A 24,665-nucleotide genomic window follows, 5' to 3' on the forward strand; every position below is an offset into this window, starting at 1 on the left:
GAGCCGGTAACGGCGGCGACCGCCGTGACGACCCTTCGCGCGTCGGCGCTCGCACTGCTCGGCGCGTACCTGGTCGTCGACCCGGCCGCGACGGCGGGCGGCGGGGACGGCTGGCTCGCCGGCGCGCTGTTCGCGGTCGCCGCCGGCGGCGACGCGGTCGACGGCGCGGTGGCGCGCGCGACCGACGCGGTGACCGAACTCGGCGCGGAGCTCGACGTCGAGGTCGACGGGGCGACCGTCCTCGTCGGCGCGACGGTCGCCGTCGTCGCTGGCGCCGCGCCGGTCGCGTTCCTCGCGGTCGGGCTCGCCCGACCCCTCTTCGCTTACGGTCTCCGACGCCGGCGACGGCGGGGGCTCCCCACCCACGACCTCCGGCCGAGTCGGGTCCGTCGCCCGATCGGCGCAGCGACGATGCTCGCGACCTGGCTCGCGCTGTCGCCGGTTCCAGGAACGGGAGCCTCCCGACTGCTCACGGCCGTCGCCACGGTGCCGGTCGTCGCCTCCTTCGTGCGCGACTGGCTCGTCGCGAGCGGCCGGCTGTGAGGCGGTCTCCGTCGCCCGCTACGACTCCCGACGGTACAGGACCACGAGCACCGCGATCAGGACGACCTGGGCGACCTTGTCGACCGCCGACAGCGGGTTTATCGGCGGCGGAGCGGGAAGCCCGGGGCTGTTGAGGACGTACCAGAGGACGATCTGGCCGGCGGTGAACGGGATCCCGAGCAGATAGACCGTCGGACGGAGCTGCCCGGTGACGACGAGCCAGACCCCGAGGAGGAAGCCGGCGGTCGCGACGAGGAAGGAGACGCCCATCGCGAGCGAGACCGTGAGCCCGGTATCGAGGAAGTCCGAGACGAACCCGACCCCCAACACGAGGTGTACGAGCGCGCTCACGACCGCGACGGCGACGCCGACCCAGTGCGTCGAGGTGAGCGATCCGATCCGACCCGCGGTGGCGGTCGCGGACGTGTCGTCTACCATACCTCGAGTAGGGGCCCCTCCCACATCGTTGTTTGGTACGATTACACATGGCTCGCCGTTCGAACGGTGTCGGGGACGACGGCGCGCGCCGTCGCCCGAGAAACCGGGGGAATCGGCACTCCACCCCGAACCGCTCGGGGCGACGCGCCCGATCGGATCGGATGACTGGACCGACTTATACCCGCGTCAGACGTGTGCTCCGCGTCCGACGGCCGTCCCACGCTGCGGTGGGGACCCGTGCCGGCGGAGACGACGCGGGCACGCCGGGGGGACTCCCCTCCCGGAGACGGGCCGGAAGGTCGATATGGACGGCGGCGGAGGGTACGAACATGACCTTCGGCGACCTGTTCGACCGGGCCGACGGCTCCGGTGTCGACGAGGAGGCGATCTCGCGCGCGCTCACCGAGCGGCGTGCAGCGCGGAACGGCAGGACGGAACGAGAGGACGGGACGGAACGAGAGGACGGGACGGAACGAGAGGACGGGACGGAACGGGACGCCCGGGCGGAGCGGGACGGCGACCCATGAGCGTTCCGGACGACGACGGGCGACCGGAACCCAGCCCCGCGCGGGTCGTCGCCGACGCGGACGTGTTGGCGGCGGACCTGCTCGTCGGCGGTACTGCTCGCGACGCGCTCGATCACCTCCGTGGACACTCCTGGACGACGCTCGTCGCCAGCGACGCCCTCCTCGACGACGTCGAGGCGGTGGTGGCGACGCTGGCCGACCCGGACCTCGCGCGCGACTGGCGCGCGCAGGTGGCCGCGTGGCGCGAGCCCGTGACCCATCCCGCGGGCGACCACCCGGCGCTGGCGTCGGCGTACCACGGCAGTGCGATGCAGGTGATCAGCCTCGATCCGGCGCTGACAGGGCCGTCTTCAGCCGTGGGGCTCCGCGACCGACTACCGGTCAGCGTGCGCGAGCCGCGCGCGTTCGCGACCGTCTTCTCGCCCGAACGGCTCTACCCCGAGGTCGTCGGCGGTGAGTACCCCGGACCGGACCGGGACACGCGGACGTGGTGACTCCCCGTTACCGGTCCGCGTGCCACTCCGTGTACCTCCCCGCTACCGGTCCGCGTACCACTCCGCGAACTTCTCCAGCGCCCGCCCGCGGTGGGAGACCGCGTTCTTCCGGTCGGTGTCCATCTCCGCGAACGTCTCGCCGTCGTGTTCGAAGATGGGATCGTAGCCGAACCCGCCGTCGCCGCGCGGGGCGACGATCCGCCCGGGGACGTAGCCCTCGAAGAGCTTGACCGGGAGGGGGTCGGTCCCGTCGTCGGTCCCGTCCGCGTCCGGGTCGTCCGGCCCCACAGCCGCGGCGGCGACGCGGTCGCCCCGGTCGATCGGGTCGGGGCTGGCGGCGAATTCTTCGCCGTCGCAGTACGCGAGGGTACACCGGAACCCTGCCCGGCGGTCCTCGATCGAGCGGGCGATCTCCCACACTCGGTCGACCCCGAGCGTGTCCTCGACGTACGAGGAGTAGGGCCCGGGAAAGCCGTCGAGCGCCTCGACGAACAGCCCCGCGTCGTCGACGAGGACGGGCTCGCCCGCCTCCCGGTACGCCTCGCGCGCGCCGCGGGCCGCGATCGGCGCGAGTTCGTCAGCCTGTATCTCCGTGTAGTCGAACGCCAACTGGCTGACCGAGCCGTCCGCCAGGTAGCTCTCCGCCTCGCGGACCTTGCCCGCGTTCGTCGTCACGTATCGCAGCATTCGACGACGACTGCGCGGGCGCGACGTGAATAGTCGTCGATGCGGGCTCCGCTCAGCGACACGCTTTTCCAATCCCGACCGGAACCCACCGCTCATGGTCGCCCTCCCACGGTTCGAAAAGAAACGGCTCATGGGGCTCATCGTAGCCCTCTCGTTCGGGTTGACGTCGCTCTTCGCGGTGCTCGAGTTGGGCGTGCTCGTCCCCGCGACGTTCGTGTTCGGCTTCCTGGTCCTGCTCCCGGTCGTCGCGATACTCGGTGCGGACGCCCCGTTCGTCTCGTCCCCGGACACGGCAGGGACGACGAACGTGGAGACGGAATCGACCGACGAGGGCCCGGTCGTCACCCTCCGGAGACGGTACGCGACCGGCGAGATCGACGAGGCGGAGTTCGAGCGACGGCTGGACCGTCTTCTGGAGACCGAGGAGCTCGAGGGGGCGGTCGATCGGGGCGGACCCCGGATACGGGACGGGAGGACGGCGGAGATCGAGACGGAGTCGGACTCCACGTTCCCCTGAGCCGGCCGGTCGGTTCTCACCCCGACGGTCACTCGGCCACGTGAACGTCCGGGGCAGCCTCGAACCGATCGATACACTGCTCACAGAGGTACAGATCCATCTCCCGTCGTCCCGACTCCCGCTCGAAAACGAGGCTGAATCGGCCAGAGGAGGGTTTTCCGCAATGAATACACCGTGTCATACGGGAAAGATGTCGTTTCAAAACAAATATGTTACTTAACCAATGGTAGCACGGGACAGTAGCCAACGCTCATACTGAACAGCACGGGTGTCCTATCCCTCGTCGGGCTCCGCTGCGAGCGCGTCGTCGCGTAGCTTCCGGCAGCGCTCCCCGTCGACGGTGAGTTCGGGGACGGGCGTCGGCGACCCGTCCGCGTCGACGGCGACGAAGACGAAGTAGGAGTCGGTCGTCAGCTCCCGCTCGCCGGTTCGTGGCGACTCACGGAACGCCCGGAGTCGGACGCGAACGCTGGTTCGGCCGGCGGCGTACGCGTACGACTCGATCACGCAGGTGTCCCCCTGCGGGATCGGTCGTTTGAAGTCGAGCTCGTTGATCTTCGCGGTGACGCACGTCTCGCCGGCGTGGCGCATGGCCGACAACGCGCCGACCTCGTCCATCCACTTGACCACGTTGCCGCCGTGTGCTGACGCGTAGTTGTTGGTGTGGGTCGGCTGGACGCGCTGGCGGTTCTCGATGTAGGTGTCGCTGACGCTCGGCATACGATCCGGAAGGGCCCGTCGGACAAAGACCTCGGGGCTCGGCCGCGTTACCGTTTGCCGAGCGCCTCCTCGAAGACGCGCTGTGCTCGCTCGTATCCCTCGTTCCGGTCGACGATCGGACCGGCGTACTCCGGAGCGAGGTCCTCGCGCTCGCGACGCGACAGTGTCGGCCAGTCGATCACCTTTTCGGCAGGCACGCTGTGGAGTTCGGGAACGTACTCGCGGATGAAACGGGCACCGTCGTCGTACTTCCCTGCCTGGCTGACGGGGTCGAAGATCCGGACGTCCACGGAGTCCGTGCCCGTCGATGCCGCCCACTGCCACCCACCGTGGTTCGAGGCGTAGTCGTGGTCGATCAGTTGCTTCGTGAAGTACCGTGCGCCTCGACGCCAGTCGACGAGCAGGTGTTTGGTGAGGAAGCTGGCGACCACCTGCCGCGGTCGGTTGTGGACGTATCCCTCCCGATCGAGCTGGCGCATGCCGGCGTCGACGAGCGGATACCCCGTCTCGCCCGCTTTCCACGCCTCGAACGCCGCGTCGTCGTCACGCCAGGCGATCTCGTTGGGGAACGACTTGTAGTCGGAGACGGCGAGGTCGGGGTTGTAGTACAACAGGTGGTACATCTGCTCGCGCCAGGAGAGCTCGTACCGGTACTTGTCGACGTTGCGCTGTTCGTCGCCGGCGACGGCGTCGTAGACGTCGCCGGCGTCCGCCCACAGCTCCCGGATCCCGATCGCGCCGGTCGAGAGGTACGGTGACATGCGCGAGACCGCCAGTGTCGGGGCTTCGACCGCCAGCGCGAGGTCGTCGCGGGTATCGGCGTAGGAGGTGATCCCGCCGTCGAGGAAGTCCTCGTACCGTTCACGGGCGGCTCGGTATCCGGCCGGCGGGAGGTCGATATCGACGTCCGGCCTGGGAACCGTTTTAGCGTCGGAGACGGTCGCCAGCGCGTCGGCGTCCGGCTCCGGATACGGGTTTCGTTTCGGAACCCGCTCCCAGTCGTCGTGGAACCGGCCGTGGTTCGGATACGACCGCTCCAATCGATCGGGGCCGACCAACACGAGATCGGTCCGGGCGTCGGTCGCGACGTCGGCGCCGGCGAGCGCGTCCTCGACGCGTCGCTGGCGGTTGCGCCGGGCCGCGCGGTAGTGTTCGTTGAAGAAGACCGTCTCGGCGTCGTACTCGGCGGCGAGCGCCGGTAGCACCTCGTCGGGCTCGCCCGCCCGAACGACGAGGTCGCTGCCGAGTTCACGATAGCGGTCCTCGAGCAGTGCGACGTGCCGGAGGAAGAACGCGCGCTGTCTCGCCCCGACCGTCCCGAGGAGATCGGCGTCGTACACGAAGACGGGAACGAGCGGATCGGCGACCGTGGCGGCGCGAGCGGCGGCCGCCAGTCCGGCGTTGTCTCGAGTGCGGGGGTCACGTCGATGCCAGAAGAGGTCCATACGGACAGGAGGCGCCGAACGGTGTAGTGTCCTCCGGCCGCGGCGGTGGCTCTCGGAGCAGTCGGGTGAAAAACGCGGTACTCGCGGCGGGGCGTGCCGGCGTCGTGCGTGCCGGCCCGCGTCGCCGTCGCGTCAGTCGCCCGCCGGCACGCGCGGCGGGTCCGGCTCGTCCGTCTCCGCCGGCTCGTCGAGCCCGCCGTCCGGCGCGTCGTCGGGCTCCCCTTCCGCCGCCCAGGACCGGTGACGCTCCCGGATCTCCTCCGGCGAGAGCGCCTCGCCCACGTGATGGCACATGGCATTCGTTAACACGGTTCGATCGGGGATAACTCTTGGGCGGTTGACCCGATCCCCGCCTCCTCGATCGCGGTTTCTCGAACGTGGCGACCCGTGCCCGGAGGCGCCTCAGTCGTCGCCGGACGCGACCGGACTCGTCTCAGTCGTCGCCCGCGGTCGTCGTGCCCGCCGGTCCGGTCACCGCCTCGGCCACCTTCTCGATCGGGTGCGGCGGGGCCGTCTCCCCCTCGCGGTCGCCGAGTTGCGAACGGCAGGACGCGCCCGGCGCGGTCACCGTCTCCCCGGGGCTCGACTCCACCTGGTCGAACAGGATCCGGCCGATCGCCTTCGAGAGGTCGTAGTGTTCGGACTCGTAGCCGAACGAGCCGGCCATCCCGCAACACGAGGAGTCGAGCGGGTCCACCTCGTAGCCGGCACGCCGGAGCACGCCGACCGCGTGGTGGTCCTTGTCGGTCGCCTTCTGGTTACAGTGGCCGTGATAGGTCAGCGACTCGGCTGGCGCGTCGAACGCCAGCCGCTCGTCGACCCGACCGGCGTCGAGGTACTCACAGACGCCGTAGGCGGCTGACGAGACCGCCCGGACGGCGTCGCCGTCGAGCAAGTCCAGGTACTCGTCCTGGAGCATCACCGCGTCGGAGGGCTCGACGAAGAGGACCGACGTCCCCTCCCGGACGCGCGGGGCGAGCACTGCGACGTTCGCCTCCGCGCGCTCGCGGGCGACGTCGAGGAAGCCGGTCGAGAAGGCAGCCCGTCCCGACGGCGCGAGGTCGTCCGGGACCTCGACGCGGATCCCCGCCGTCTCCAGCACCGCGACGGCCGCCTTCCCGGCAGCCGGGTAGCTGTAGTTCGTGTGGGTGTCCGGAAACAACACGACCGTGTCGACCGCGTCCGCGGGGTCGACCGTCGAGCCGCCCCGGGAGGCGAACCACTCCTCGAAGCTCTCGGAGCGGAACGTCGGCAGTTCGCGGTCGGGCGCGATCCCCGCGACGGCGTCCATGACCCGCCTCGCTCCGGGGAGCTTCGTCACTGCGTTCGACAGCGGCGCGAGCGCGCTCCCGATCGCCGAGAGGCGGTCGACGTCGCGAAAGAGCCGCTCGCGGAGCCCCGCGCCCTCCGACTCGTGGTGTTCGTGTTTCACCTCCGCTTTCAGCTTCGCGAGGTCGACGCCGGTCGGACAGTCGCTCTTGCACCCCTTGCACCCCACACAGAGGTCGAGCACCTCCCCCTGGAAGCGGTCGGAGTGGATCTCGTCGTCGTCGAGGTCGCCGCTGATGGCGGCCCGAAGCATGTTGGCGCGTCCCCGCGTCGTCTGGATCTCCTCGCCGGAGGCGCGATAGGTCGGACACATCACGCCCGAGTCGGTCTCCCGGCAGGTGCCACAGCCGTTACACAGCTCCACGAGGTGGGAGAACCCTCCTTCGTCGTCGAAATCGAGCGTCGTCCGTGGCTCGATCGACTGGTACGCCGCCCCGTACCGGAGGTGCTCGCGCATGTCCGTGTCCGCGGCGGTCTCGGGATAGCCGCGCTCGCTCGCTGTCTCGCCGTCGACGTAGACGACCTTCCCGGGGTTCAGCCGCCACTCGGGGTCGAACGCCGACTTGAGCTCCTGAAAGGCGGTCCAGAGCTGCTCGCCGTACATCTTCGGGTTGAACTCGGTTCGGGCGAGCCCGTCGCCGTGTTCGCCCGAGAACGCCCCGTGGTGGTCCAACACGAGGTCGGTGACGTCGTCGGCGATCGAGTGCATCTTCTCTATTCCCTCCTCCTCTTTCAACGAGAGGATCGGCCGGATGTGGAGGGTACCGCTCCCGGCGTGTGCGAAGTACGCTGCCGAGGTGTCGTGGGCGTCGAGCACCGCCTCGAACTCCCCGACGTACTCGGCGAGCTCCGCGGGCGGCACCGACGCGTCCTCGATGAACGGGTACGGCTTCGGGTCGCCCTCCATGCTCATCAGGAGCGGGATGGCGGCCTTTCGCAGGTTCCAGAGGTCGGCCTGGTCGGCGGCCGTGTACGCCTCGAGGACGTCGAAGGCGTCGCCCGCCTCGAGGAAGTACGCGTTCGTGTCGGCGACCGCCGTCTCGAAGTCGTCGACCAGCTCGGAGTCCCACTCGAGCATGAGCGCCGCCGCGGCGCGGTCGGGGATCGGCTCGGCGTACTCCGCGAACTGCGGGGAGCCCGCTGCGAGCCCGAACACCTCGTCGTCCATCAGCTCGACCGCACTCACCGGGAACTCGAGCGCCTCCGGGACCGCCCGCATCGCCGCCGAGAGCGAGTCGAAGCAGTACAGCGCCAGCGCGGTCTCCTCGGGGCGGGTGACGAGCGACACCTCCGCCTCGACGACGACGCCGAGCGTGCCCTCCGCACCGACGAACAGCTTCGAGAGGTTGATCACCTCCTCGCCCTCGTCGTTCTCGTAGATGGCCTTGTGGAGGTTGTACCCCGAGACCGACCGCTTGAGCGTCGGGTACCGCTCGTCGATCTCCGCCCCGTTCTCCTCGACGAGCCGGCGGACCGTCTCGTACAGCGCCGCCTCCCGCTCGCTGTCCTCCTCGCCCGCGACGATCGCCTCGTACTCCGGCGAGTCGAGGACGACCTCACGGGTCTCGATGAGCGTTCCGTCCGCGAGCACCACCGTCAGCTCCTCGGTGTAGGCGTCCGTGATCCCGTACCGGACCGAGTGCGCGCCCGTGGAGTTGTTGCCGATCCCGCCGCCGACGGTCGCCCGCGCCGAGGAGGCCGGATCCGGCGCGAACTTCAGCCCGTCCTCGGCGAGCCGGGCGTCGAGGCGGTCCTGGACGACGCCCGGCTCGACCACGGCGCGGCGGTCGTCGGGGCGGACCTCAACGATCCCGTCCATGTGCCGCGAGAAGTCGAGCACGACACAGCCCGGCCCGACCGTCTGCCCGGCGAGCGAGGAGCCCGCGCCGCGTGCGAGGACGGGCACGCCGTGGTCGGCGGCGACCCGCATCGCTGCTTGGACGTCCGCGACCGACCGCGGCGAGACGACCCCCGCGGGGCGCGCCCCGTAGATGCTGCCGTCGGTCGCGTACAGCACCTGTGCGTACTCGTCGAACTGGACCTCGCCGTCGACGCGCTCGCGGAGGTCCGCTGCGAGCGCCCGGTAGGCGGGGACGTCCGGCCGGTCGTGCCCGAGCGACGCCGTCGACGTGTCGAACGCGGGACCCTCCTCCCGAGTCGGGTCGGTTGCCATACCCTACCAGGGTGCGGACCGACGAATAAAACATTCGTTCATGAGGTTTCCGGCGGACGACCCTGACGGCGACCTCAGTCGCGGCGGACCGCGACGCCGGAGTAGCCACAGCCGTCACACGAGAGCGTCTCGCGCGTGCCGAACGCGTACGTCGACAACGGGGTCCCACAGCGCGGACAGGGGTCGCCGCCGGCGAGCGGCGGGGCGTAGCCGACGTCCGCGACGACGATCCGGACGCCGGCCTCGTCCACGGCGCCCTCGTCGACCGCGCCGCCCCAGATCACGTTCGCGTCCGGGTCCATCCGCTCGCGGACCGCAGCGATCGCGTCGGTCGCGGCGGCGATGCTGGTCTCCGGGTCGACCACTACGTCGACGAGCGCGGCGCTCGCCCCGGTGGGATCGACGCCCTCCGGCAGCCGGCCGAACGCCTCGTCGACCGCGAGTGCGGGCGCGTCGCGGTCGGCGGTCGGGGATCCCCCCGTTCTCGCCGACCCGGTTCCCACCGCGGCGATCCCGGTGGCGAGGGCCGTCCGGGCGTCGGCCAGGTCCAGGTTGACAAAGCCGGGCCGTTGAACCGCCTCGAGGAACGTCCGGACCGTCCCCGCGGGTCCGTCGTCTCCGGCGAGTAGCGTCGCGTCGGCCCGCCGGCGCACCGTCCTCAGCGACTCGGGCTCGACGCCCGCCGGGACGACCGCGACGGTGAACGCGTCGAGCGCGTCGAGCGCGTCGAGCGCGTCGAACGCGTCGTGGACCCGGTCCGCCCCGAGCGTCGGACCCACGACGACCAGCACGGCGTCGACGTGACCGAGGGCGTCGCCGTCCGCCTCGGCGACGAGGTCCGCGATCGTCGCGACGCGAGCGCCGGGGAACACCCCGGCGGGGACGTCGGCGTCGCCGTCGATCCGGCAGACGACCACGGAGTCGTCGAGGGCGGCTGCCCGTCGCCCGAGGTCCTCGTCCGAGACCATCTACCGCGCCGGTTCCGCCCCCGACGACAAACCTCTTCGGGCCCGGCGGACCGGACCGCCGTCGTCGCGTTTCAACGTCCTGAAACTACATGTCAGAAAAAGAGAATAGTTATATCCGATCGCCAGATTTCGGTCGAGTAGACGAGGTGCAGCGACGTGACCACTCCCACCCTGCGGATCGGCGGCGGTTCCGGGGACGACGACGCCTCGGTTCCGGCGCCGGTCCCGCCCGACGACCCCGAAGCCTGGTACGCCCCGGACGTCCGCGCGCAGTACGAGTCCGCGCCCGGCGTCGTCGCGACGGTCCGCGAACGCGACGGCGGCCGGTTCGGCTACGACGTCCGCGAACCGCCCCTCTCGCCGGCCGACGAGCGCGCGCTCCGGACCGTCCGCGACCACTTCTCGGCGGTCCACGGTCGCCGGCCGCTCACCCGTGCCGGCGCGATAGAGCGCGCGAACGCGGGTTTCGAGCCGAAGTACGAGCGGGTGCTCGACCGGCTGCTCTCGACGACCGCGGCCGCCCGTCGGCGGATCGACCACCACGCGCTGTGCGAGCTCCGGCTGTTCGGCGACCTCACCCCGATCGCGCTCGACGGCCGGATCGAGGTGGCCGACGTCGGCGACGACCGCGAGCTCGTCGTCCACACCGACGCGTTCGCCCCGCTCGAGACGGGGGTCGACGCGGACGCCGAGTACGTCGAGCGCGTCGCCGGCGAGCGGCTCGCGCGGTACTCCGTCGAGTTCGCCGGCTACCCCGTCGACGTGGTGATCTACCGCGAGCGGCTGCTCGGCTCGGACGCCTTCGAGACCAAGTACGCCGCGCTCGAACCCGACCTCCTCCCCGGCGACGAGGCGCTCATCCGCGACTGTGCGCGCCGGATCTGGGAGACCCCCGTGGACCGGCTGATCGACGACCGGACCGCGTTCGTCGCCGAGCACGCCCGACGGTACCTCTCGCGTCGGCTCGCCGGCGGTTCCGCTCCCCGGGGATGGCTCGCGACCGCCCGCACCCGCGTCCGACGCGCCCTCGCCGACCGGGACCTGGTCGCCCCGAGCGTCGGCCCGACGTACGCCGACGACCGCCTCGACGACCTCGTGTACTACGTGCTCCGCGACTTCGTCGGCGAGGGCGTCCTCACCGTCCCGATACGCGACCCGCACCTGGAGGACGTCGAGGCCAACCGGGTCGGCGAGCGCGTGAAGGTCGTCCCCCGCCCCGCGGTGTTGTCGGGGGAGGCGGACGGGGACGGTGCGGCGGCGAGCGGGAGCGACGCGCCCGACGAGGACGCCGGCCACGGGAGCGCGGGCAGCGACGCGGCCACGGACGACCGGCGCGGGCTCGACCCGCTCGCGGGCGGCGGGCGGATCCCGACGAACCTCGCGTTCACCGACGAGTCGCGGTTCGTCGACGTCGTGACGCGGTTGGCGGCCCGCGACGGCGTGGAGCTGAACGCCTCGACGCCCTCCGCGAAGGTCAACCTCGACGTCCCCGACGTCCCCGAGACCGTCCGGTGTGCGGTCGCGCTGCCGGTCATCTCCGCGGACGGCCCGCACGTCTCGATCCGGAAGCAGGCCCCCGACCCGTTGACGCCGGTCGATTTGATCGCCCGAAACGCGCTCTCGACGGAGCTCGTCACCCTGCTGTGGCTGTTGTACGAACACCGCGGGGTCGTCCTCTTCGCGGGGCCGACGGGGGCGGGCAAGACGACGCTGATGAACGCCCACATGCCCTTCATCCCCTTCGACGACCGCCCGATCTCCATCGACGAGGGCTCCCGCGAGGTACAGCTCCCACACGAGACCGGCGTGGCGCTGACGACCCGCGACCACGAGAACGACTACAAGGCGGTGAGCATGGCGACGCTGATGACGGAGGCCAACTACCTGAACCCCGATATCGAGGTGATAGCCGAGATCAACACGCCCGCCAGCTTCGAGACGTTCGCCGAGACGGTGAACACCGGCCACGGGGTCGTCGGTACGACACACGCCGCCGACGTCGAGACGCTCGTCAACCGCGCGATAGAGCGCGGGCTCCCGCCGTACCTGCTCCGGGAGGTCGACCTCGTCGTGTTCCCGCGGCAGGTGGGCGGGGACCGGTACGTCTCCCAGGCGGTCGAGCCGCTCTCGCCCGCCGAGTACGACGCGCTCGATCCGGCCGCGACCCGGAGTCGGACCGGCGACCCGAAACACGGCGGGGCCGGCGTCGTCGAGCGCGGCGACACGGCCGTCCACTACAACACGGTCGCGTGGCGGGACCCCGCGGGCGGGTTCCGGATGGACGGCGCGCCGACTGCGGACGCCGGGGGGTCGTACTCCGACGGCGGCAGGCGGCTCCACGCGCTCGCGCGGCTCGCCGAGCGGACCGACCGCGACCTCGACGCGGTCGAGTCCGAGTTCGCCGCCAAACACCGCTACGTGGAGTACCTCGTCCGGGACGGCATCGACGACTTCGACGAGCTGTTCGAGTTCCTCGCCGACCTCCGGGCCGACGAGGCCGCGACCGTCGAGCGCGCCGCGCGCTCGATCCGGCGCGGGACCGGCGCGGACGGGTCGATCGAGGGCGACGACGCGCGGTCCGGGGGTTCGCCGTGAGCGGCGACACACGGGGGGCCGCCCGCGCCGACCGGGCGGTTCGATCCGACGTCGGCGACGCCCGGTCGTCCGGCTCCGCCGATCGTCCCCGTTCGTCAGGATCGGGTGGGCTCGACCGGACACTCCACGCGCTGTTCGCCCGACACGCCGACGACCGTCGCCACGACGTCGACAGACAGCGCTACCGCGGGGCGGACCCGTCGACGGGGTTCGAGACGTACCTCGCGCGGACGTACGCGCTCTCGTGGGTCGCGTGTCTCGCGGCGTCCCTTCCGGCGTTTCTCCTCGCGTTCGCCGTCGCCCCCGGGGTCTCGACCGTCCTCGCCGACGGCCTCGACGCTCGCGTGTCGGTCGCGGTCCCCGCTCCGCCGCCGGTCGCGCTCGCGGTCGGGCTGTCGGCGGTCGTGGGCCTCCTCGCCAAGCGGGCGACGGTCCGCGCCGGCGGGCTCTACCTCCGGTGGCTGGTCTCGGCGCGCCGAACGCGGATCGAGCGGACGCTCCCCGGCGCGGTCCGGTACCTCGACGCGCTCTCCTCGGGGAGCGACGACGCTCGGACCCTCGTGGCGAAGGTCGCCGAGAACGACGCCTACGGCGGCGCGGCCGTGTCGTTCCGGAAGGCGCTCAACGCCGCACGGCTCACGGGAAGCCTCGACGCCGGGCTCCGCAGAGTCGCCCGCGATACGCCCTCCCGGGACCTGCTCGCGCCGTTCCTGTTGAAGTTCCGCCAGCACGTCTCGGCGGGCGACGAGGCGCTCGCGGAGTTCCTCCGGACCGAGAGCCGCCTCCTGGCGCACCGACAGGAGCACGCCCGGACGCGGGCCCGGCGGTACCTGAAACCGATCGCGGAGCTGTTCGTGCTCGTGCTCGTGTTGCCCGCGTTGCTCGTCGTCGCCGTCTCGGTCACGAGCGTGTTCGTGCCCGATCTCTCGCGGTTGGTCGACACGCCGGTCGGGGCCGTCTCGCCGCGCGCGGTCGCGGTCTACGCCTCCGTCGGGTTCCTGCTCGCAGTCGGACTCGTCGGCATCGCCGCCACCGGCGCACTCCGGCCCGTCGACACTCGCAGGAGTTACCGTCGGCCGAGGGGTCTCCCCAGCGTGCTCGCGTCCGCGCCGTCGAACCCGGCCAGCGCGTCGCTCGTCGCGGCCGTCCCCACGGCGGCCGTGGCGGGGTATCTCGCCTACGCCGGCTACCCGCTCGTGAACGTCTCGCTTCTGGCGTACGTCGCGTTCGCGCTCCCGGTCGGGGTCGTCGCCGCCCGTCGCGACCGGATCGACGACGCGAAGGACCGCCGGGTCGCCGACTTCGTCTACGCGGTCTCGGCGCAGGCGTCCGTCGGCCGTCCGTTCCCGGACGCGGTCGCGACCGCCGCCCGCGAGACGGACCTCGGGGTGTTGGCCGACGACGTCGCGGACCTCGCGTTCAACCTCTCGTTGACGACCGCCGGGGAGGGTACAGCCGACACGGGTGCCCCCGATCCGAACGCACCCGACCCGAACACTCCCGGCCGTGACGCGTCCGCCGCCGTCGGCAGCGACGTACGCGTCACGGCGCTCGACCGGTTCGTCGACCGCGTCGGAACGCCCCTCGCTGCCCGGACGGTCGGGCTGGTCGCCGGGGCGTTGGACGCCGGGAGCGCCGTCGACGAGGTGTTCGAGACGCTCCAGGTCGAGGTCGACCGGCTGACCCACGAGAAGCGCGCGCTCCGCGAGGCGATGCGTCGATACGTCGTGGTCGGGTGGGTCGCGGCGCTGTCGGTCGGCGGGGCCGTCGCCGCGATCAACGCCGGCGTGATGGAGACGGACCGCCTGCTCGCGCTCGCGGCCGCGCTCGACGCGCCCTTCGATCCCGAGTTGGTCCACCCCGAACTGGAACGGTTCCGGCTCTACGTGGTCGCGCAGGCGACGATGCTCGCGTCGGGGTGGTTCGCGGGGGCCGCCGCTCGCGGCAGGTATGGGGCCCTCTTACACTCCGGCGTGCTGGTGACTGCCTGTTACGCCGGCTTCGTCGCCATCGGGCAAATCTGAGGCGGGTCGTCGACCGCACCGAACGCGTCCGCCCTCACGGCTCCATCGACCGCTCGATCCGGGTCGTGAACCGCTCGGGGTCGAGCCGGTAGAACGCGAAGGCAACGTCGCTCGTGGGCTCGCCGAAGACGTCGACGATCGGTATCCTCCCGGTCCGCTCCAGCCCTTCGATGGTCTCCCCCGCCACCGATTCGTCCGTCGTCGACACCAGCCGACCGCTCGCCACGACGCTCCGCCACCGACCCTCGACCTCCCCGTAGGTCACGAACGTGGCCTCACGGCCGTCGAGTTCGCCCTTCGTCCGGTCCGGGCCGTGCGAGAGCCTGAAGTAGAGGACCGACTCGACCGGGTCGTAGCCGTACGAGACCGGGACGCTGTGGGGTGGTTCGCTTTCGGGCGTCGCGAGCGAGATGACGCCGGTTCCCGACCGGCCGAGGAACTCGTCGCGCTCGTCGTCGTCCATGCGGACCGCGTCGATGTCGGCCATACACCACTTACGACACGCGTCGTCATATACCTCCGCCACACCAACCTCGACGACCACAACCTATATTGTTCAGAAGGCACAATATTGCTGTATGAGTGAATCCGAACGAAGCGAGCGCGAGCGGATCCGCGAGCGCAAGCGTCGGGAGCTCCTCGAACGGATCGAATCCGAGGCGAACGGCGGGTCCGACGTCGACGGTGCCGTTGGCTCCGACGTCGACGGTGCCGGCGGGTCCGACGGCGGATCCGAGACGCCGGCCGAGCCGGTCGAGGTCGAAAGCGTCGAGGAGTTCCAGCAGCTCGTCGGCCAGCACGACGTCGTGTTAGTGGACTGTTACGCCGACTGGTGTGGCCCGTGTCAACTGATGGAGCCGACCGTCGAGTCGCTCGCGGTCGAGACCGACGCGGTCGTCGCGAAGGTCGACGTCGACGGGTTGCCCGCGCTGGCTCAACAGCTCGGCGCTCGGGGCGTACCGACGTTCCTCGTGTACGCGAACGGCGAGCCGGTCGAGCGGTTCGTCGGCGCACAAGACCGAACCACGCTCGAGTCAGCGATCGCAAACAACGCGGCCTGAACGGGCGAACCGCGTCACCCGACGTAGTCGAACGCGACCGCGAGGTCGTCCGCGCCGAAGAAGACGAACCGGTACCGTCCGGGTTCGAGGTCCGGACACACCCGGAGGCCGTCGTTCGGGTGCTCGGCGACCAGTCCCTCCTCGTCCATCGTGAACGACCACTTGACGGTCTCGCCCGGCGGCGTCGAGAGCAGCTCGTCGGTGTACTCGAACCGACCGTCGTCGCTCCCGCGCACGTCGGTCCACCCGTCCTCCGTCTCCACTTCGAGGGTGTACTTGGCGTGGTTGCCGACGCCGACCGGCCGCGCGGAGACGTTCGTCATCTCGACGCGGAACGGATCGCCCCGCTCGAACCGTCGCGCCTCGTCAGGAGTACTCGCGCCGCCGGTCCCGACGACGCGGAGTTCGAGCCCCGCTCCCTCGTCGACGCCGCCACCAGAGCCCCAGTTTACGTCCCCGTCGTGGAAGGGCGGATGCCGCTCGAAGACGTCGTCCGGACAGTCGAGCGGTCCGGGAACGTTCGGCGGGTCGCCGTCCGGTCGGACGAACCCGTCGAGCGCCGACGGGTCGCGAACGCCGTCCTCGCCGGTCAGTTCGGCACCGTTCCCCCACCCGTCGGTCACCGCGATCCGGACCGCGTTCGGTAGCGGGTCGGTCGTGACCCGAAGGAACGCCCCGGAGTAGGTGATCGCCTCGCCGCACGCGGTGTCCTCGTCGGCGGTGTCGACCACGGTCGCGTCCGCGGTCAGGGTTCCCCCGTCGACGGCGACGTCCGCGAACTCGAGGCGTCGCTCGCAGGTGTTCCGGCCCACCGACTCGACGTACGCGAGGACCGACTCCTCGAAGTCGGTCCCGTCGACGAATTCGTTCGTCTCGGGGCGCGCCTCCCGGAGGAACCACAGGACTGCGGTCCGGTCGGTGAACAGGGTCACAAACCCCGGCCGCTCCGTCCGCCGCCACGCCGGCCCGGAGAGCGCGCTGTCGACCCGATGGACCGCCGTGTCGGGGTCCACGCCGTCCCCGCCGTCATCGCCGGTCCCGGGCGCGGACCGACCGAGACATCCCGCGAGTCCGGCGGTGCCGACGACTCCGGCGGTCGTCCCGATGCCCCGAAGCGTCGACCGTCGAGTAAGCCGTCTCATACCCGCCGGTACGACGTTGTCGGATAAGGGCTTCGTGTAGGCACAAACGACTCTCTGTGCTACGGCCGGCCGAACACCCGAGGTAGGTCCTCCCGTTCGACGCCGGCGGCCAGCCCGAGCGCCAACCCGACGCGGGCCTTCGCGGCCGGGAGGTCGCCGGCGAAGACGACGCCGTGGTCCGCGAGCGTGACCGCCCCGCCCGGCGTGCCGTACACCGGTTCGGTCGGCCCGGCGGGTCGCCCGGCGACGACGACGGGCACCTCCTCGACCGCCTCCGCGACGGCGTCGCCGATCGCGGCCGTGGCGTTGCCGAGGCCGGTCCCCTCGATCACGATCCCGCCCACGCCGGCTGTGAGCGCGCGGTCGATACCCGCCGCGCTCGCTCCCGTCCCCGAGTGGACCACGGGGACCTCGGGAACGCGGTCGGCCGCGGCGGCCGGGTCCGAGGGGTCGATCGGCCCGTCCGGCCCACAGAGCGGGTCGACCGCGACCCCCCGGTGCGGCTCGCGGACGAGGTCGGACCCAGCGCGGGTGAACGTCGCGACCGGCGCCGTCGCCGGCGAGGCCATCGTCGAGAGCGCGTTGCTGTGGCCCTTCACGACGTCGCGGCCGGCGTGAACCTCGTCGTCGAACGCGACGTGGACGCCCCGCGCGAACCGGTCGTCGGCGGCCGTCCGGACCGCGAGCGTCAGGTTCGCCGGCACGTCGCTCGAGGGCTCGTCGAGGCGGCGTTGCGCGCCCGTCACCACGACCGGCGCGGGCAGGTCCGTGAGGACGTCGAGCGCGTAGGCGGTGTCCGCCAGCGTGTCGGTCCCGTGGGTGACGACGATCCCGTCCGCACCCTCCTCGACCGCCTCCCGCGCCGTGGCCGCGGTCGCGAACACGTCGCGCCAGCGCACGTCGAACCCCGGTTGTGAACACACCTCACGGGCCGACACGGTCGCGTACGTCCCGACGCCTGGAACCGCCGACACGAGGTCCGACCCGGTCTTCGCCGGCGCGGCGCCGTCGTCGCCCGGTTCCGACGCGATCGTCCCCCCGCAGGCGACGACGCACACGTGCGGTCGCGTGTCGTCTCCGTGCCGTCCGCCCTCGGTAGTCTCGTCACTCGCCATGACCGACGGTTCCGCGGCAGGGGTAAATCGCTTCGCCCCTCGGCAGGCGGGGGTTTCGGCGATTCACGAGGGACGCGGACGAGTATAGTCGTCGGCTACCGACTCCGCCAACCGCCGACCGATCGCCGTTCCCCCCTCGAGAGCCCCCGTTCGCCTCGGATCTCTCGGCTTATATATTCGTATTTATTATTATTGAAAAAATATCCAGAGAACTCGATAAACCTTTTAACTGTTTCTGAGAGAGTTTTAAAACGTCGCGAAACACGATACAAGGTGTGAATTACACCGAACCCTCGGCGGGCTATATGTGGGTACCGCCCCTTGGGAAAATCGTCAGATGTCCACTCGTGTCCCCCTCAAACGCATCCCCCTCACGTTCCCCCTCGCGGAGCGGATGAGCCGTACCGTTAGAGCCCTGGCGTTCTGGGCGGCGATCGTTATCCCGGTCGGCTACCCGTTCCTCCTGCACGCCGGGCTCGACCGAACGAACGGCCTGCTCTTCGTGGGGTTGTTGGCCGCGAACGCGGTCGCGCTCGCGGTCGGTCACGACTACGACCCCGGCTCAAGCCGTGACCACGGTGTTCCGGCCGCCGGCGTGAGCAACGCGTCCGGGCCGCCGGACGGCGACCGCGTCGACGAGAGAGACGCCTGACGCCGTCCGGATCGAGGACCGTCGCCTCTCGCCCTCCACCGCGTTCGCCCTCCACCGCGTTCGCCCTCCACCGCGTTCGCCCTCCACTGTCTTTCCATCGCGCGCCGTCTCGAAGCGCTTACCCACCCCCCGACCGGAGCGTGATCCATGACCGACGCGACGCGGGTCGAGTGGCGCGGGTGGGGCCGCGAGGCGTTCGCCGAGGCCGACGGGCGGGACTGCCCGGTCCTCCTCTCGCTTTCGGCCACCTGGTGTGAGGGCTGTCACGAGATGGACGCGACCACCTACGCCGAGCCGCGCATCGCCGCCAACGTGAACGAGTGGTTCGTCCCGGTCCGGGTCGACGTCGACCGCTGCCCCCGAGTCCGCGAACGGTACAACATGGGCGGGTTCCCGACGACCGCCTTCCTCACGCCCGACGGCGAACTGCTCACCGGCGCGGGCTACCTCGGCGTCGACGGGATGCGCCAGGTGCTCGAATCCGTCCGGGAGCTGTGGAACGAGCAGGGTCGTACAGCCGGCCGGATACCCCGCGCACTCAACGGCGACCGACCGCCGGCCGGCGAGCTCTCCGAGGCGGTCGAGAGCCACCTCGCCGGCCAGCTCGAGAACAAGTACGACGAGGAGTACGCCGGCTGGGGAACCGACGCCAAGTTCCCGCTTCCCCGCACCGTCGAGTTCGCGCTGAAACGCGACCGCGACCGCGCGCTGCGCACCCTCGACGCCGTCCGCGACCACCTCGCCGACGACGTCGCCGGCGGCTTCTTCCGGTTCGCCGGGACGCGCGACTGGAGCGACGTGGCCTACGAGAAGCCGGCCGACACGAACGCGGCGGTGACGCGGGCGTTCGCGAACGCCTATCTCTACACCGGCGACGATGCGTATCGTGAGCCCGCTGTGGCGGCGATCGACTTCCTCACCGACGACCTCTGGACCGGCTACGGCGTCGGCGGGAGCCTCGGTCCGGGGCTCGGACGGGCCTACTACGCCGCGTCCGCCGAGGACCGCACGGAACTCGACCCGCCCCGTCGCGACCTCACCGTCTTCGCCGGCGCGAACGCGCTCTCGGCCGACGCGCTCTTGACCTTCGCGGCGTACACCGACGACGATCGCGCCCGAGAGTACGCCGAACGAATCCTCGACGGCCTCGAACGCGACCTGATCGACGCCGACACCGGCCTCGTGACCCACTACCGGTCGACGGACGGGGACGACGGGACCGGCGACGTCGCCCCGAGCGACCTCCTCGAGGACGTCTCGCGGGTGGTGGGCGCGTACGTCCGCGCTGTCGGGGTGCTCGGTGCGGGCGCCGACGTCGCCCGCGCGGTCGCCGACCGGGCGATCCGGGAGCTCCACGTCGACGGCTCGTTCGTCGACGGACCGCGTTCGGGTGCCGGGCTGCTCGACCGACCCTTCAGGCCGCTCGACGGCAACGTGGAGCTGGCGTCCGCGCTCGTCGACCTCGCAGCGCTCACCGGCGAGGACCGCTACCGGGCGGTCGCCCGCGAGACCGCCGAGTCGTTCGCGGGCGCGACCGACCGACTCGGGGTTCAGGTCGCGGCGTACGGGAGCCTCGTGGGTCGGCTGCTCCGCGGAACGACCGTCATCGTCGTCGGGACCGAGCCCGGAAGCGACCTCCACCGGGCAGCCTGGCGGGTCGCCGACCACGAGAAGGTCGTCGTTCCGAACGCCCACCGCGAGGACGCGTCCGCGCCGCGAACCGTCCCGGAGGGGTCCGCCGTCGTGACCGCCGGCGACGCCGTCTCCGCGCCGGCGACAACGCCGGACGAGTTGATGGTCCGCGTCGCGGAGACGGTCGAGTGACACGCGTCCTCGAGTAGCCGAAGCCCAGCGACGCACCGGGCACGTACCGTCCCGGAACCGTCGCCTCGCGGATCGGCCCTCCGATGGAATCCGTGTAAACCTTCGACGCGTTTATATCGGCACCACGACACCGTGGGGTATGGCATCCCTCCGTGACCTCGGACTGTCGGAGTACGAGGCCCGCGCGTACCGCGCCTTGTTGCGGACTGGGCCGACGACGGCGAAGGACCTGTCGCGGGCCAGCGAGGTCCCCATGGGTCGGATCTACGACGTGCTCAACAGTCTCGAAAATCACGACCTCGTCCGGAGTCAGGCGGCGAGCCGTCCGAAGAAGTACGTCGGCGTCGAGCCCGACACCGCCCTGGACCGACTGCTCGAGGAGAAACGACGCGAGCTCGACGCCCGGGCCGACCAGTACGCGTCGGTCGTCGAGGAGCTCTCGAGCGAGCTCGACGCCACCGACCCCGTCGACGGCGAGTTCTGGACGGCCGCCGTCGGCGCGGAGGACGCCACGGACCTGCTGTTGGAACGGATCGCGGCCGCGGAACGCCGAATGGTCGTGGTCGCGGGCGCGCCCGCGACCGGCTTCGACCTCGGTACGGTCGGCGACCGGGTGACCGCGGAGCTGGAGGCGGCGCTCGACCGCGGCGTCGAGGTCCGGGTGTTGTTGTCGCCGGAGACGGTCGACGCGCTCCCGCGAAGCGTCGGCCGCCGGTACACCGCCGAACTCGCCGACAACGACGGGTTCTCCGTTCGGACGGCGCCGGGCGTCGACGGGACGTTCAACGTCTTCGACGGGATCGAGGTGTGTATCGAGGTGCCACATCCTCTCTCGGGGGAGGAGCCCTTCGCGATGATCGACATCAAAGATGCCGAGTTCGCCGCCAGCGTGAGCGAGGAGTTCGAGCCGCGGTGGACAGCGGCGGAGGCGCTCTCTATCGGGTGACCGCCCGAAACCGACCGCGTTCCGCCACGCCGCTCCGCCGACCTCAGCGGTCGGCGTCGCCCGGATCGACGAGCGGCGAATCGGCGTTCGCGCGCGCCGGCAGACCACACACGCCGGCGTCCGCGCCGGCCCGCTCGACGCCCGGCGCGAGCGACTCGATCCGCCAGTCGACGGCGTGCCCGGTGTCGGCCTCGTGGGTCGCGAGGGTCTCTCTGGCCGTCCGAAGTCGGTCGTGTGTCGCCTCGAACCGACACTCCGCACAGCGGACGACGACGCGCGTTCGGTCCATACCGGATCGAGGGGGTAGATAGGCAAAACCGCTCCGGTCGATCCCCCGGGATCGGACGCCCCGGAACGACCCGGACCGCCGGGTCAGCCGGCCTCGTCGGGTTCGGGATCGGTCCGCCAGCCGCCGGAGAGCACCACGAGCCAGACCGCGAGCCCGGCGAGGACGAACACGCCGGCCATGTACGGGACGATGGGGAGACTGAGGCCGAGGGCGTCGAGCACCGTCCGAAGTTCGTAGACGATGACGCCGAAGACCGCGAGCCCGACGAGTAATCCGCCGCGGGTGATGTCGACGTTCACGCCATCACCCCCGAAGCCGCCGCCTCGAGGAGGCGGGCGCCGACGAACGCGAGCGCGTCGACGAGCGACCACGCCGCCGGAACGGCGACCTCCGCGAGCGCGCCGACTGCCGTGTCGATCCACACCGGGTACGTCCCGACGCCGGGGCCGAGTAGCCCGCCGTCGTTGATGATCGCCGCGAGCGGGAGCGCGTACGCGAGCACGACGAGGGTCACGGCGATCCCGACCCAGATCCGGAGGTCGTCGAGCACCTTCGGGGCGTCGTCGGGGCCGGACAGCGCGGGCCGGATCGTCTCCGCCAGCCCGGAGACGCGCGGGTTCCCCATCGTGAGCACGAGGTTCCCGATGAACAGGACGGTCGAGAGGAACAACAGCGTCCCACCGATCGCGATCTGAACGTTCAGCTCCTCGAAGCCGCCGAACGCGACCGGGTACTCGAAGCCGGAGTACTCCGGCTCGGCGGTCCGCCGGGGGACGCCGAGAAGCCCCTGTGCGTGCATCGCGTTCGACATGAGCGCCATCCCGATGAACCAGAGGACGACCTGGAACAGCCCGATCTGTCGGCTGTACACCGGCTTGTTCGTGATCTGCGGCCAGAGCCAGTAGGTCGCAGCCATGAACGTGAGCGCCACCGCGGTCCCCACGGTGAGGTGGAAGTGGCCGGGCACCCAGATCGTGTTGTGGATCATGTAGTTGATGTTCATGCCGGCGTTGACCATCCCCGAGAACCCGCCGGCCGCGAACATCAGTCCCGCCAGCATCATCCCGGTGAACGCCGGGTCCCGCCACGGGAGCGACCGGAGCCAGCCGAAGACCCCGGTGCCGCCGCGCTGCCGAGCCCCGTACTCGACGCTCGCGACGACGGTGAACGCGGTGAGCAGGCTCGGCAACAGCAGGAACATCGTGTTCGTCATCGAGATGAACTTGAACCCCTCGGCGATGCCGGGGTCGAGGTACTGGTGGTGGATACCGACCGGGGTCGATAACAGCAGGAAGAGGACGAAGACCACCCGTGCGAGGGGGTCACTGAACAGCCGCCCGCCGGCGATCGACGGGAGGACCGTGTACCACAGCAGGTACGCGGGCATCAGCCAGAAGTAGACCACCGGGTGGCCGAAGAACCAGAACAGCGTCCGGGTGAGCGTCGGGTTCACCGACTCGATCAGCCCGAGCGACCAGGGAAGGAGGAAGATCAGCACCGACGCGGCGACCGCCGAGGAGGCGATGTACCACATGATCATGGTGGTCAACACCATGAACGTCTGGAGCGGGATCCGCTCGCCGGGGTTGTCCTCGCGCCACGCGAGCCACGTGCGGAACCAGTCCGCCCCGGCGAGCCACGACCCGACGATGAACACGGCGAGTCCGGTGTAGAACAGGGGGTGTGCCTGAAGCGGCGCGTAGAACGTGTACAGGACGTCCGCGCTCATGTCGATCGCGTCGGTCAACCCGGCGAGGATGGAGATCCCCGTCATCGTCATTCCGCCGGCCATGAGCAGGTACCACGTCCACGTGATCTTGATGTTCACGAGCGGCCGGTCGAGACTGCGGACCACGGCCCAGGTGAACAGGCCGACGAGGAAGAAGACGGTGAAGCTGATCACCAAGAAGACGCCGTGTGCGGTGAGCACCGTGTAGTAGTCGCTGGAGTCGATGAGCCCGCGGAAGATCCCGGTCCGGTGGAGCGTCTGGATGATGCCGAAGATCGCCCCCAGCGTGAGCGCGAGGAAGGACCCGAGGAACGCCGACCGAACGACCTTCGCTTCCGCCGGGTACCTATCGAGGAACGTCTCCTCCGCTTCGAGCGCGTCGCTCATTCGCTGTCACCCCCGTCTTCCGACTCGAACTCCTCTTCGGTCACGACGTGGAGTTTCCCCTCCATGCCGTGGTGGCCGGCCCCGCAGTACTCGTTACAGACGATCCCGTACTCCTGTGGCTCGCCGACCTCGACGGTTATCTCCGCGACCTCGCCCGGAACGGCCATCGTGTTCGCGTTCGTCCCGGCCACCTCGAAGCCGTGGATCACGTCACGCGAGGTTATCTGGAGCGTGACGGTGCTGTTCTCCGGGACGACGATCGGGCTCGGGTCGAACCCGAACTGGTAGCTGACGACGTACGCCTCGTACTCGTTCTCACCGACCTGTTCCACGCGCGGCTCGGCGAAGCGGTCGTCCTCGTCCAGCGCGTTCGCGTCGATCTGGGCCTCGCTGTCGGCGACCATCGCCACGCCGGGGCCGACCGCGCCGTAGGTGACGGACCCGAGGAGCAGCAGGATCAACACGATGGAGAGCGCGAGCCAGATCTTCTCGTAGGCGTGAATGTGCATCCCGTGTCACCCCACCACGACCAGGTCACGGCCGAGGAACTCGATGAAGTAGATGTACACCCATGCGATCAGAAGGATCGCGAAGTACACCGCGATGAGCGCGAGCGTGCCGACGGGATCGAACTCCTCGTCGCCGCTCGCGTCGTCCACCGACGCCCCTGCCGTCTCGGTTCGGCTCATAGATCCGATTACGGGCAGGCTACCATATAATATCTACCCGTTCCCGTAGCTTGAAAATCCGCTTGGATTATATGCTGACGGCCACATACGTACCAGCATGGACTTCTCGCTCCAGCAGGCGGTCTTCCTGGTGCTCGGCGGACTGCTCCCGGCAGCGGCCTACCTCGCCTCGCGCGCTGAGTACGTCGTCGCCGTCACGTTCGTCAACGTGGTGATCATCTGGGCGAGCCTCCGGGTCGCCACCGGCGGTAGCCTCCGTCCCGGCGGCGACGACGCCAGGCTCGAACCGAGCGACCTCGAGGACGCGTAAGCGGTCGAACCCCGCCGGCCGTTCGGTCGGGCCGGGGGGACCCCCGACGCCCACGGTCGAC

26 protein-coding genes and 1 pseudogene are annotated in these 24,665 nt (G+C 70.6%); 11 read left to right on the top strand and 16 right to left on the bottom strand.

Annotation, left to right across the window (positions count from 1 at the left end; translation table 11 throughout):
* A partial coding sequence (locus tag DQW50_RS12205) for a CDP-alcohol phosphatidyltransferase family protein (RefSeq protein WP_133258792.1) occupies window positions 1-543 on the top strand: 543 nt, incomplete at its 5' end.
* A gap of 18 nt (window positions 544-561) precedes the next feature.
* Here the strand turns inward: DQW50_RS12205 and DQW50_RS12210 are convergent.
* Complete coding sequence (locus DQW50_RS12210) at window positions 562-981, bottom strand: hypothetical protein (RefSeq protein ID WP_112079559.1); 420 nt, start codon at window positions 979-981, stop codon at window positions 562-564.
* 329 nt (window positions 982-1,310) lie between these two features.
* Between DQW50_RS12210 and DQW50_RS18860 the strand changes: the two genes are divergently transcribed.
* Both DQW50_RS18860 and DQW50_RS12215 read left to right on the top strand, forming a co-directional pair.
* Window positions 1,311-1,508, top strand: coding sequence for a hypothetical protein (locus DQW50_RS18860; protein WP_241964411.1), 198 nt, complete (start codon window positions 1,311-1,313; stop codon window positions 1,506-1,508).
* A gap of 26 nt (window positions 1,509-1,534) precedes the next feature.
* Window positions 1,535-2,002 (top strand): annotated as a pseudogene (locus DQW50_RS12215) (hypothetical protein); the annotation flags it as partial.
* A gap of 42 nt (window positions 2,003-2,044) precedes the next feature.
* Here DQW50_RS12215 and DQW50_RS12220 read toward each other — a convergent pair.
* Window positions 2,045-2,689: a non-canonical purine NTP pyrophosphatase gene (locus DQW50_RS12220; RefSeq protein ID WP_112079560.1), complete on the bottom strand. Its 645-nt coding sequence runs from the start codon at window positions 2,687-2,689 to the stop codon at window positions 2,045-2,047.
* A gap of 94 nt (window positions 2,690-2,783) precedes the next feature.
* Between DQW50_RS12220 and DQW50_RS12225 the strand changes: the two genes are divergently transcribed.
* Window positions 2,784-3,206 carry an SHOCT domain-containing protein gene (locus DQW50_RS12225; protein WP_112079561.1) on the top strand — a complete coding sequence of 141 codons (423 nt, stop codon included), beginning with the start codon at window positions 2,784-2,786 and terminating at the stop codon, window positions 3,204-3,206.
* Between the two features lie 28 nt (window positions 3,207-3,234).
* On the opposite strand, the gene DQW50_RS17885 is transcribed toward DQW50_RS12225, so the two are convergent.
* From DQW50_RS17885 to DQW50_RS12245, 6 genes are all read right to left on the bottom strand, one after another.
* Window positions 3,235-3,387: a hypothetical protein gene (locus tag DQW50_RS17885; RefSeq protein ID WP_157964865.1), complete on the bottom strand. Its 153-nt coding sequence runs from the start codon at window positions 3,385-3,387 to the stop codon at window positions 3,235-3,237.
* Window positions 3,388-3,479: 92 nt separating this feature from the next.
* Window positions 3,480-3,926: an acyl-CoA thioesterase gene (locus tag DQW50_RS12230; RefSeq protein WP_112079562.1), complete on the bottom strand. Its 447-nt coding sequence runs from the start codon at window positions 3,924-3,926 to the stop codon at window positions 3,480-3,482.
* A 47-nt stretch (window positions 3,927-3,973) separates the two neighbouring features.
* Window positions 3,974-5,371, bottom strand: coding sequence for a deoxyribodipyrimidine photo-lyase (locus DQW50_RS12235; protein ID WP_112079563.1), 1,398 nt, complete (start codon window positions 5,369-5,371; stop codon window positions 3,974-3,976).
* A 132-nt stretch (window positions 5,372-5,503) separates the two neighbouring features.
* Entirely contained in the window at window positions 5,504-5,665 is a 162-nt protein-coding gene (locus DQW50_RS18190) for a hypothetical protein (protein WP_198664672.1), read from the bottom strand.
* Window positions 5,666-5,804: 139 nt separating this feature from the next.
* Window positions 5,805-8,873: an FAD-binding and (Fe-S)-binding domain-containing protein gene (locus DQW50_RS12240; RefSeq protein ID WP_112079564.1), complete on the bottom strand. Its 3,069-nt coding sequence runs from the start codon at window positions 8,871-8,873 to the stop codon at window positions 5,805-5,807.
* Between the two features lie 74 nt (window positions 8,874-8,947).
* The gene (locus DQW50_RS12245) at window positions 8,948-9,841 is read right to left on the bottom strand and encodes a zinc finger domain-containing protein (protein ID WP_112079565.1); all 894 of its coding nucleotides are present in this window, start codon (window positions 9,839-9,841) and stop codon (window positions 8,948-8,950) included.
* Window positions 9,842-9,997: 156 nt separating this feature from the next.
* On the opposite strand from DQW50_RS12245, the gene DQW50_RS12250 reads away from it, so the two are divergent.
* Entirely contained in the window at window positions 9,998-12,436 is a 2,439-nt protein-coding gene (locus DQW50_RS12250; protein WP_198664673.1) for a type II/IV secretion system ATPase subunit, read from the top strand.
* Window positions 12,433-14,460 (top strand): type II secretion system F family protein, encoded by a 2,028-nt coding sequence (locus tag DQW50_RS12255; RefSeq protein ID WP_112079566.1) that lies wholly within the window; start codon window positions 12,433-12,435, stop codon window positions 14,458-14,460. Before DQW50_RS12250 ends, DQW50_RS12255 begins: the two co-directional genes overlap by 4 nt.
* Before the next feature lie 34 nt (window positions 14,461-14,494).
* Here DQW50_RS12255 and DQW50_RS12260 read toward each other — a convergent pair whose 3' ends face one another.
* Window positions 14,495-14,947: a pyridoxamine 5'-phosphate oxidase family protein gene (locus DQW50_RS12260; RefSeq protein WP_112079567.1), complete on the bottom strand. Its 453-nt coding sequence runs from the start codon at window positions 14,945-14,947 to the stop codon at window positions 14,495-14,497.
* Window positions 14,948-15,038: 91 nt separating this feature from the next.
* Between DQW50_RS12260 and DQW50_RS12265 the strand changes: the two genes are divergently transcribed.
* Window positions 15,039-15,521, top strand: a complete 483-nt coding sequence (locus DQW50_RS12265; RefSeq protein WP_112079568.1) for a co-chaperone YbbN — start codon at window positions 15,039-15,041, stop codon at window positions 15,519-15,521.
* Window positions 15,522-15,535: 14 nt separating this feature from the next.
* On the opposite strand, the gene DQW50_RS12270 is transcribed toward DQW50_RS12265, so the two are convergent.
* Entirely contained in the window at window positions 15,536-16,663 is a 1,128-nt protein-coding gene (locus DQW50_RS12270; RefSeq protein WP_112079569.1) for a hypothetical protein, read from the bottom strand.
* 59 nt (window positions 16,664-16,722) lie between these two features.
* Window positions 16,723-17,778, bottom strand: a complete 1,056-nt coding sequence (locus tag DQW50_RS12275; RefSeq protein WP_112079570.1) for an asparaginase — start codon at window positions 17,776-17,778, stop codon at window positions 16,723-16,725.
* A 337-nt stretch (window positions 17,779-18,115) separates the two neighbouring features.
* On the opposite strand from DQW50_RS12275, the gene DQW50_RS12280 reads away from it, so the two are divergent.
* The 3 genes from DQW50_RS12280 to DQW50_RS12290 all read left to right on the top strand — a co-directional run bounded on the left by DQW50_RS12280 (window position 18,116) and on the right by DQW50_RS12290 (window position 21,200).
* Window positions 18,116-18,430, top strand: a complete 315-nt coding sequence (locus tag DQW50_RS12280; RefSeq protein WP_241964413.1) for a hypothetical protein — start codon at window positions 18,116-18,118, stop codon at window positions 18,428-18,430.
* 147 nt (window positions 18,431-18,577) lie between these two features.
* Window positions 18,578-20,254 (top strand): DUF255 domain-containing protein, encoded by a 1,677-nt coding sequence (locus DQW50_RS12285; RefSeq protein ID WP_112079571.1) that lies wholly within the window; start codon window positions 18,578-18,580, stop codon window positions 20,252-20,254.
* Between the two features lie 139 nt (window positions 20,255-20,393).
* Entirely contained in the window at window positions 20,394-21,200 is an 807-nt protein-coding gene (locus DQW50_RS12290) for a TrmB family transcriptional regulator (RefSeq protein ID WP_112079572.1), read from the top strand.
* Between the two features lie 43 nt (window positions 21,201-21,243).
* On the opposite strand, the gene DQW50_RS12295 is transcribed toward DQW50_RS12290, so the two are convergent.
* The 5 genes from DQW50_RS12295 to DQW50_RS18195 form a co-directional block, all read right to left on the bottom strand.
* Window positions 21,244-21,489, bottom strand: a complete 246-nt coding sequence (locus tag DQW50_RS12295; protein ID WP_112079573.1) for a hypothetical protein — start codon at window positions 21,487-21,489, stop codon at window positions 21,244-21,246.
* An 83-nt stretch (window positions 21,490-21,572) separates the two neighbouring features.
* A complete protein-coding gene (locus tag DQW50_RS12300; protein WP_112079574.1) occupies window positions 21,573-21,788 on the bottom strand; it encodes a CbaC protein in 216 nt (71 codons plus the stop codon).
* Window positions 21,785-23,605, bottom strand: a complete 1,821-nt coding sequence (locus DQW50_RS12305) for a b(o/a)3-type cytochrome-c oxidase subunit 1 (RefSeq protein ID WP_112079575.1) — start codon at window positions 23,603-23,605, stop codon at window positions 21,785-21,787. The genes DQW50_RS12300 and DQW50_RS12305 overlap by 4 nt, the downstream gene beginning before the upstream one ends.
* The gene (locus tag DQW50_RS12310; RefSeq protein ID WP_112079576.1) at window positions 23,602-24,114 is read right to left on the bottom strand and encodes a cytochrome c oxidase subunit II; all 513 of its coding nucleotides are present in this window, start codon (window positions 24,112-24,114) and stop codon (window positions 23,602-23,604) included. The genes DQW50_RS12305 and DQW50_RS12310 overlap by 4 nt, the downstream gene beginning before the upstream one ends.
* A gap of 6 nt (window positions 24,115-24,120) precedes the next feature.
* Entirely contained in the window at window positions 24,121-24,294 is a 174-nt protein-coding gene (locus DQW50_RS18195; RefSeq protein WP_198664674.1) for a hypothetical protein, read from the bottom strand.
* Window positions 24,295-24,391: 97 nt separating this feature from the next.
* Between DQW50_RS18195 and DQW50_RS12315 the strand changes: the two genes are divergently transcribed.
* Window positions 24,392-24,604 (top strand): hypothetical protein, encoded by a 213-nt coding sequence (locus DQW50_RS12315; protein ID WP_112079577.1) that lies wholly within the window; start codon window positions 24,392-24,394, stop codon window positions 24,602-24,604.
* The last annotated feature ends 61 nt before the right edge of the window (window positions 24,605-24,665 follow it).

The organism is Halorubrum sp. 48-1-W, assembly GCF_003287355.1.
Lineage (GTDB): Archaea > Halobacteriota > Halobacteria > Halobacteriales > Haloferacaceae > Halorubrum.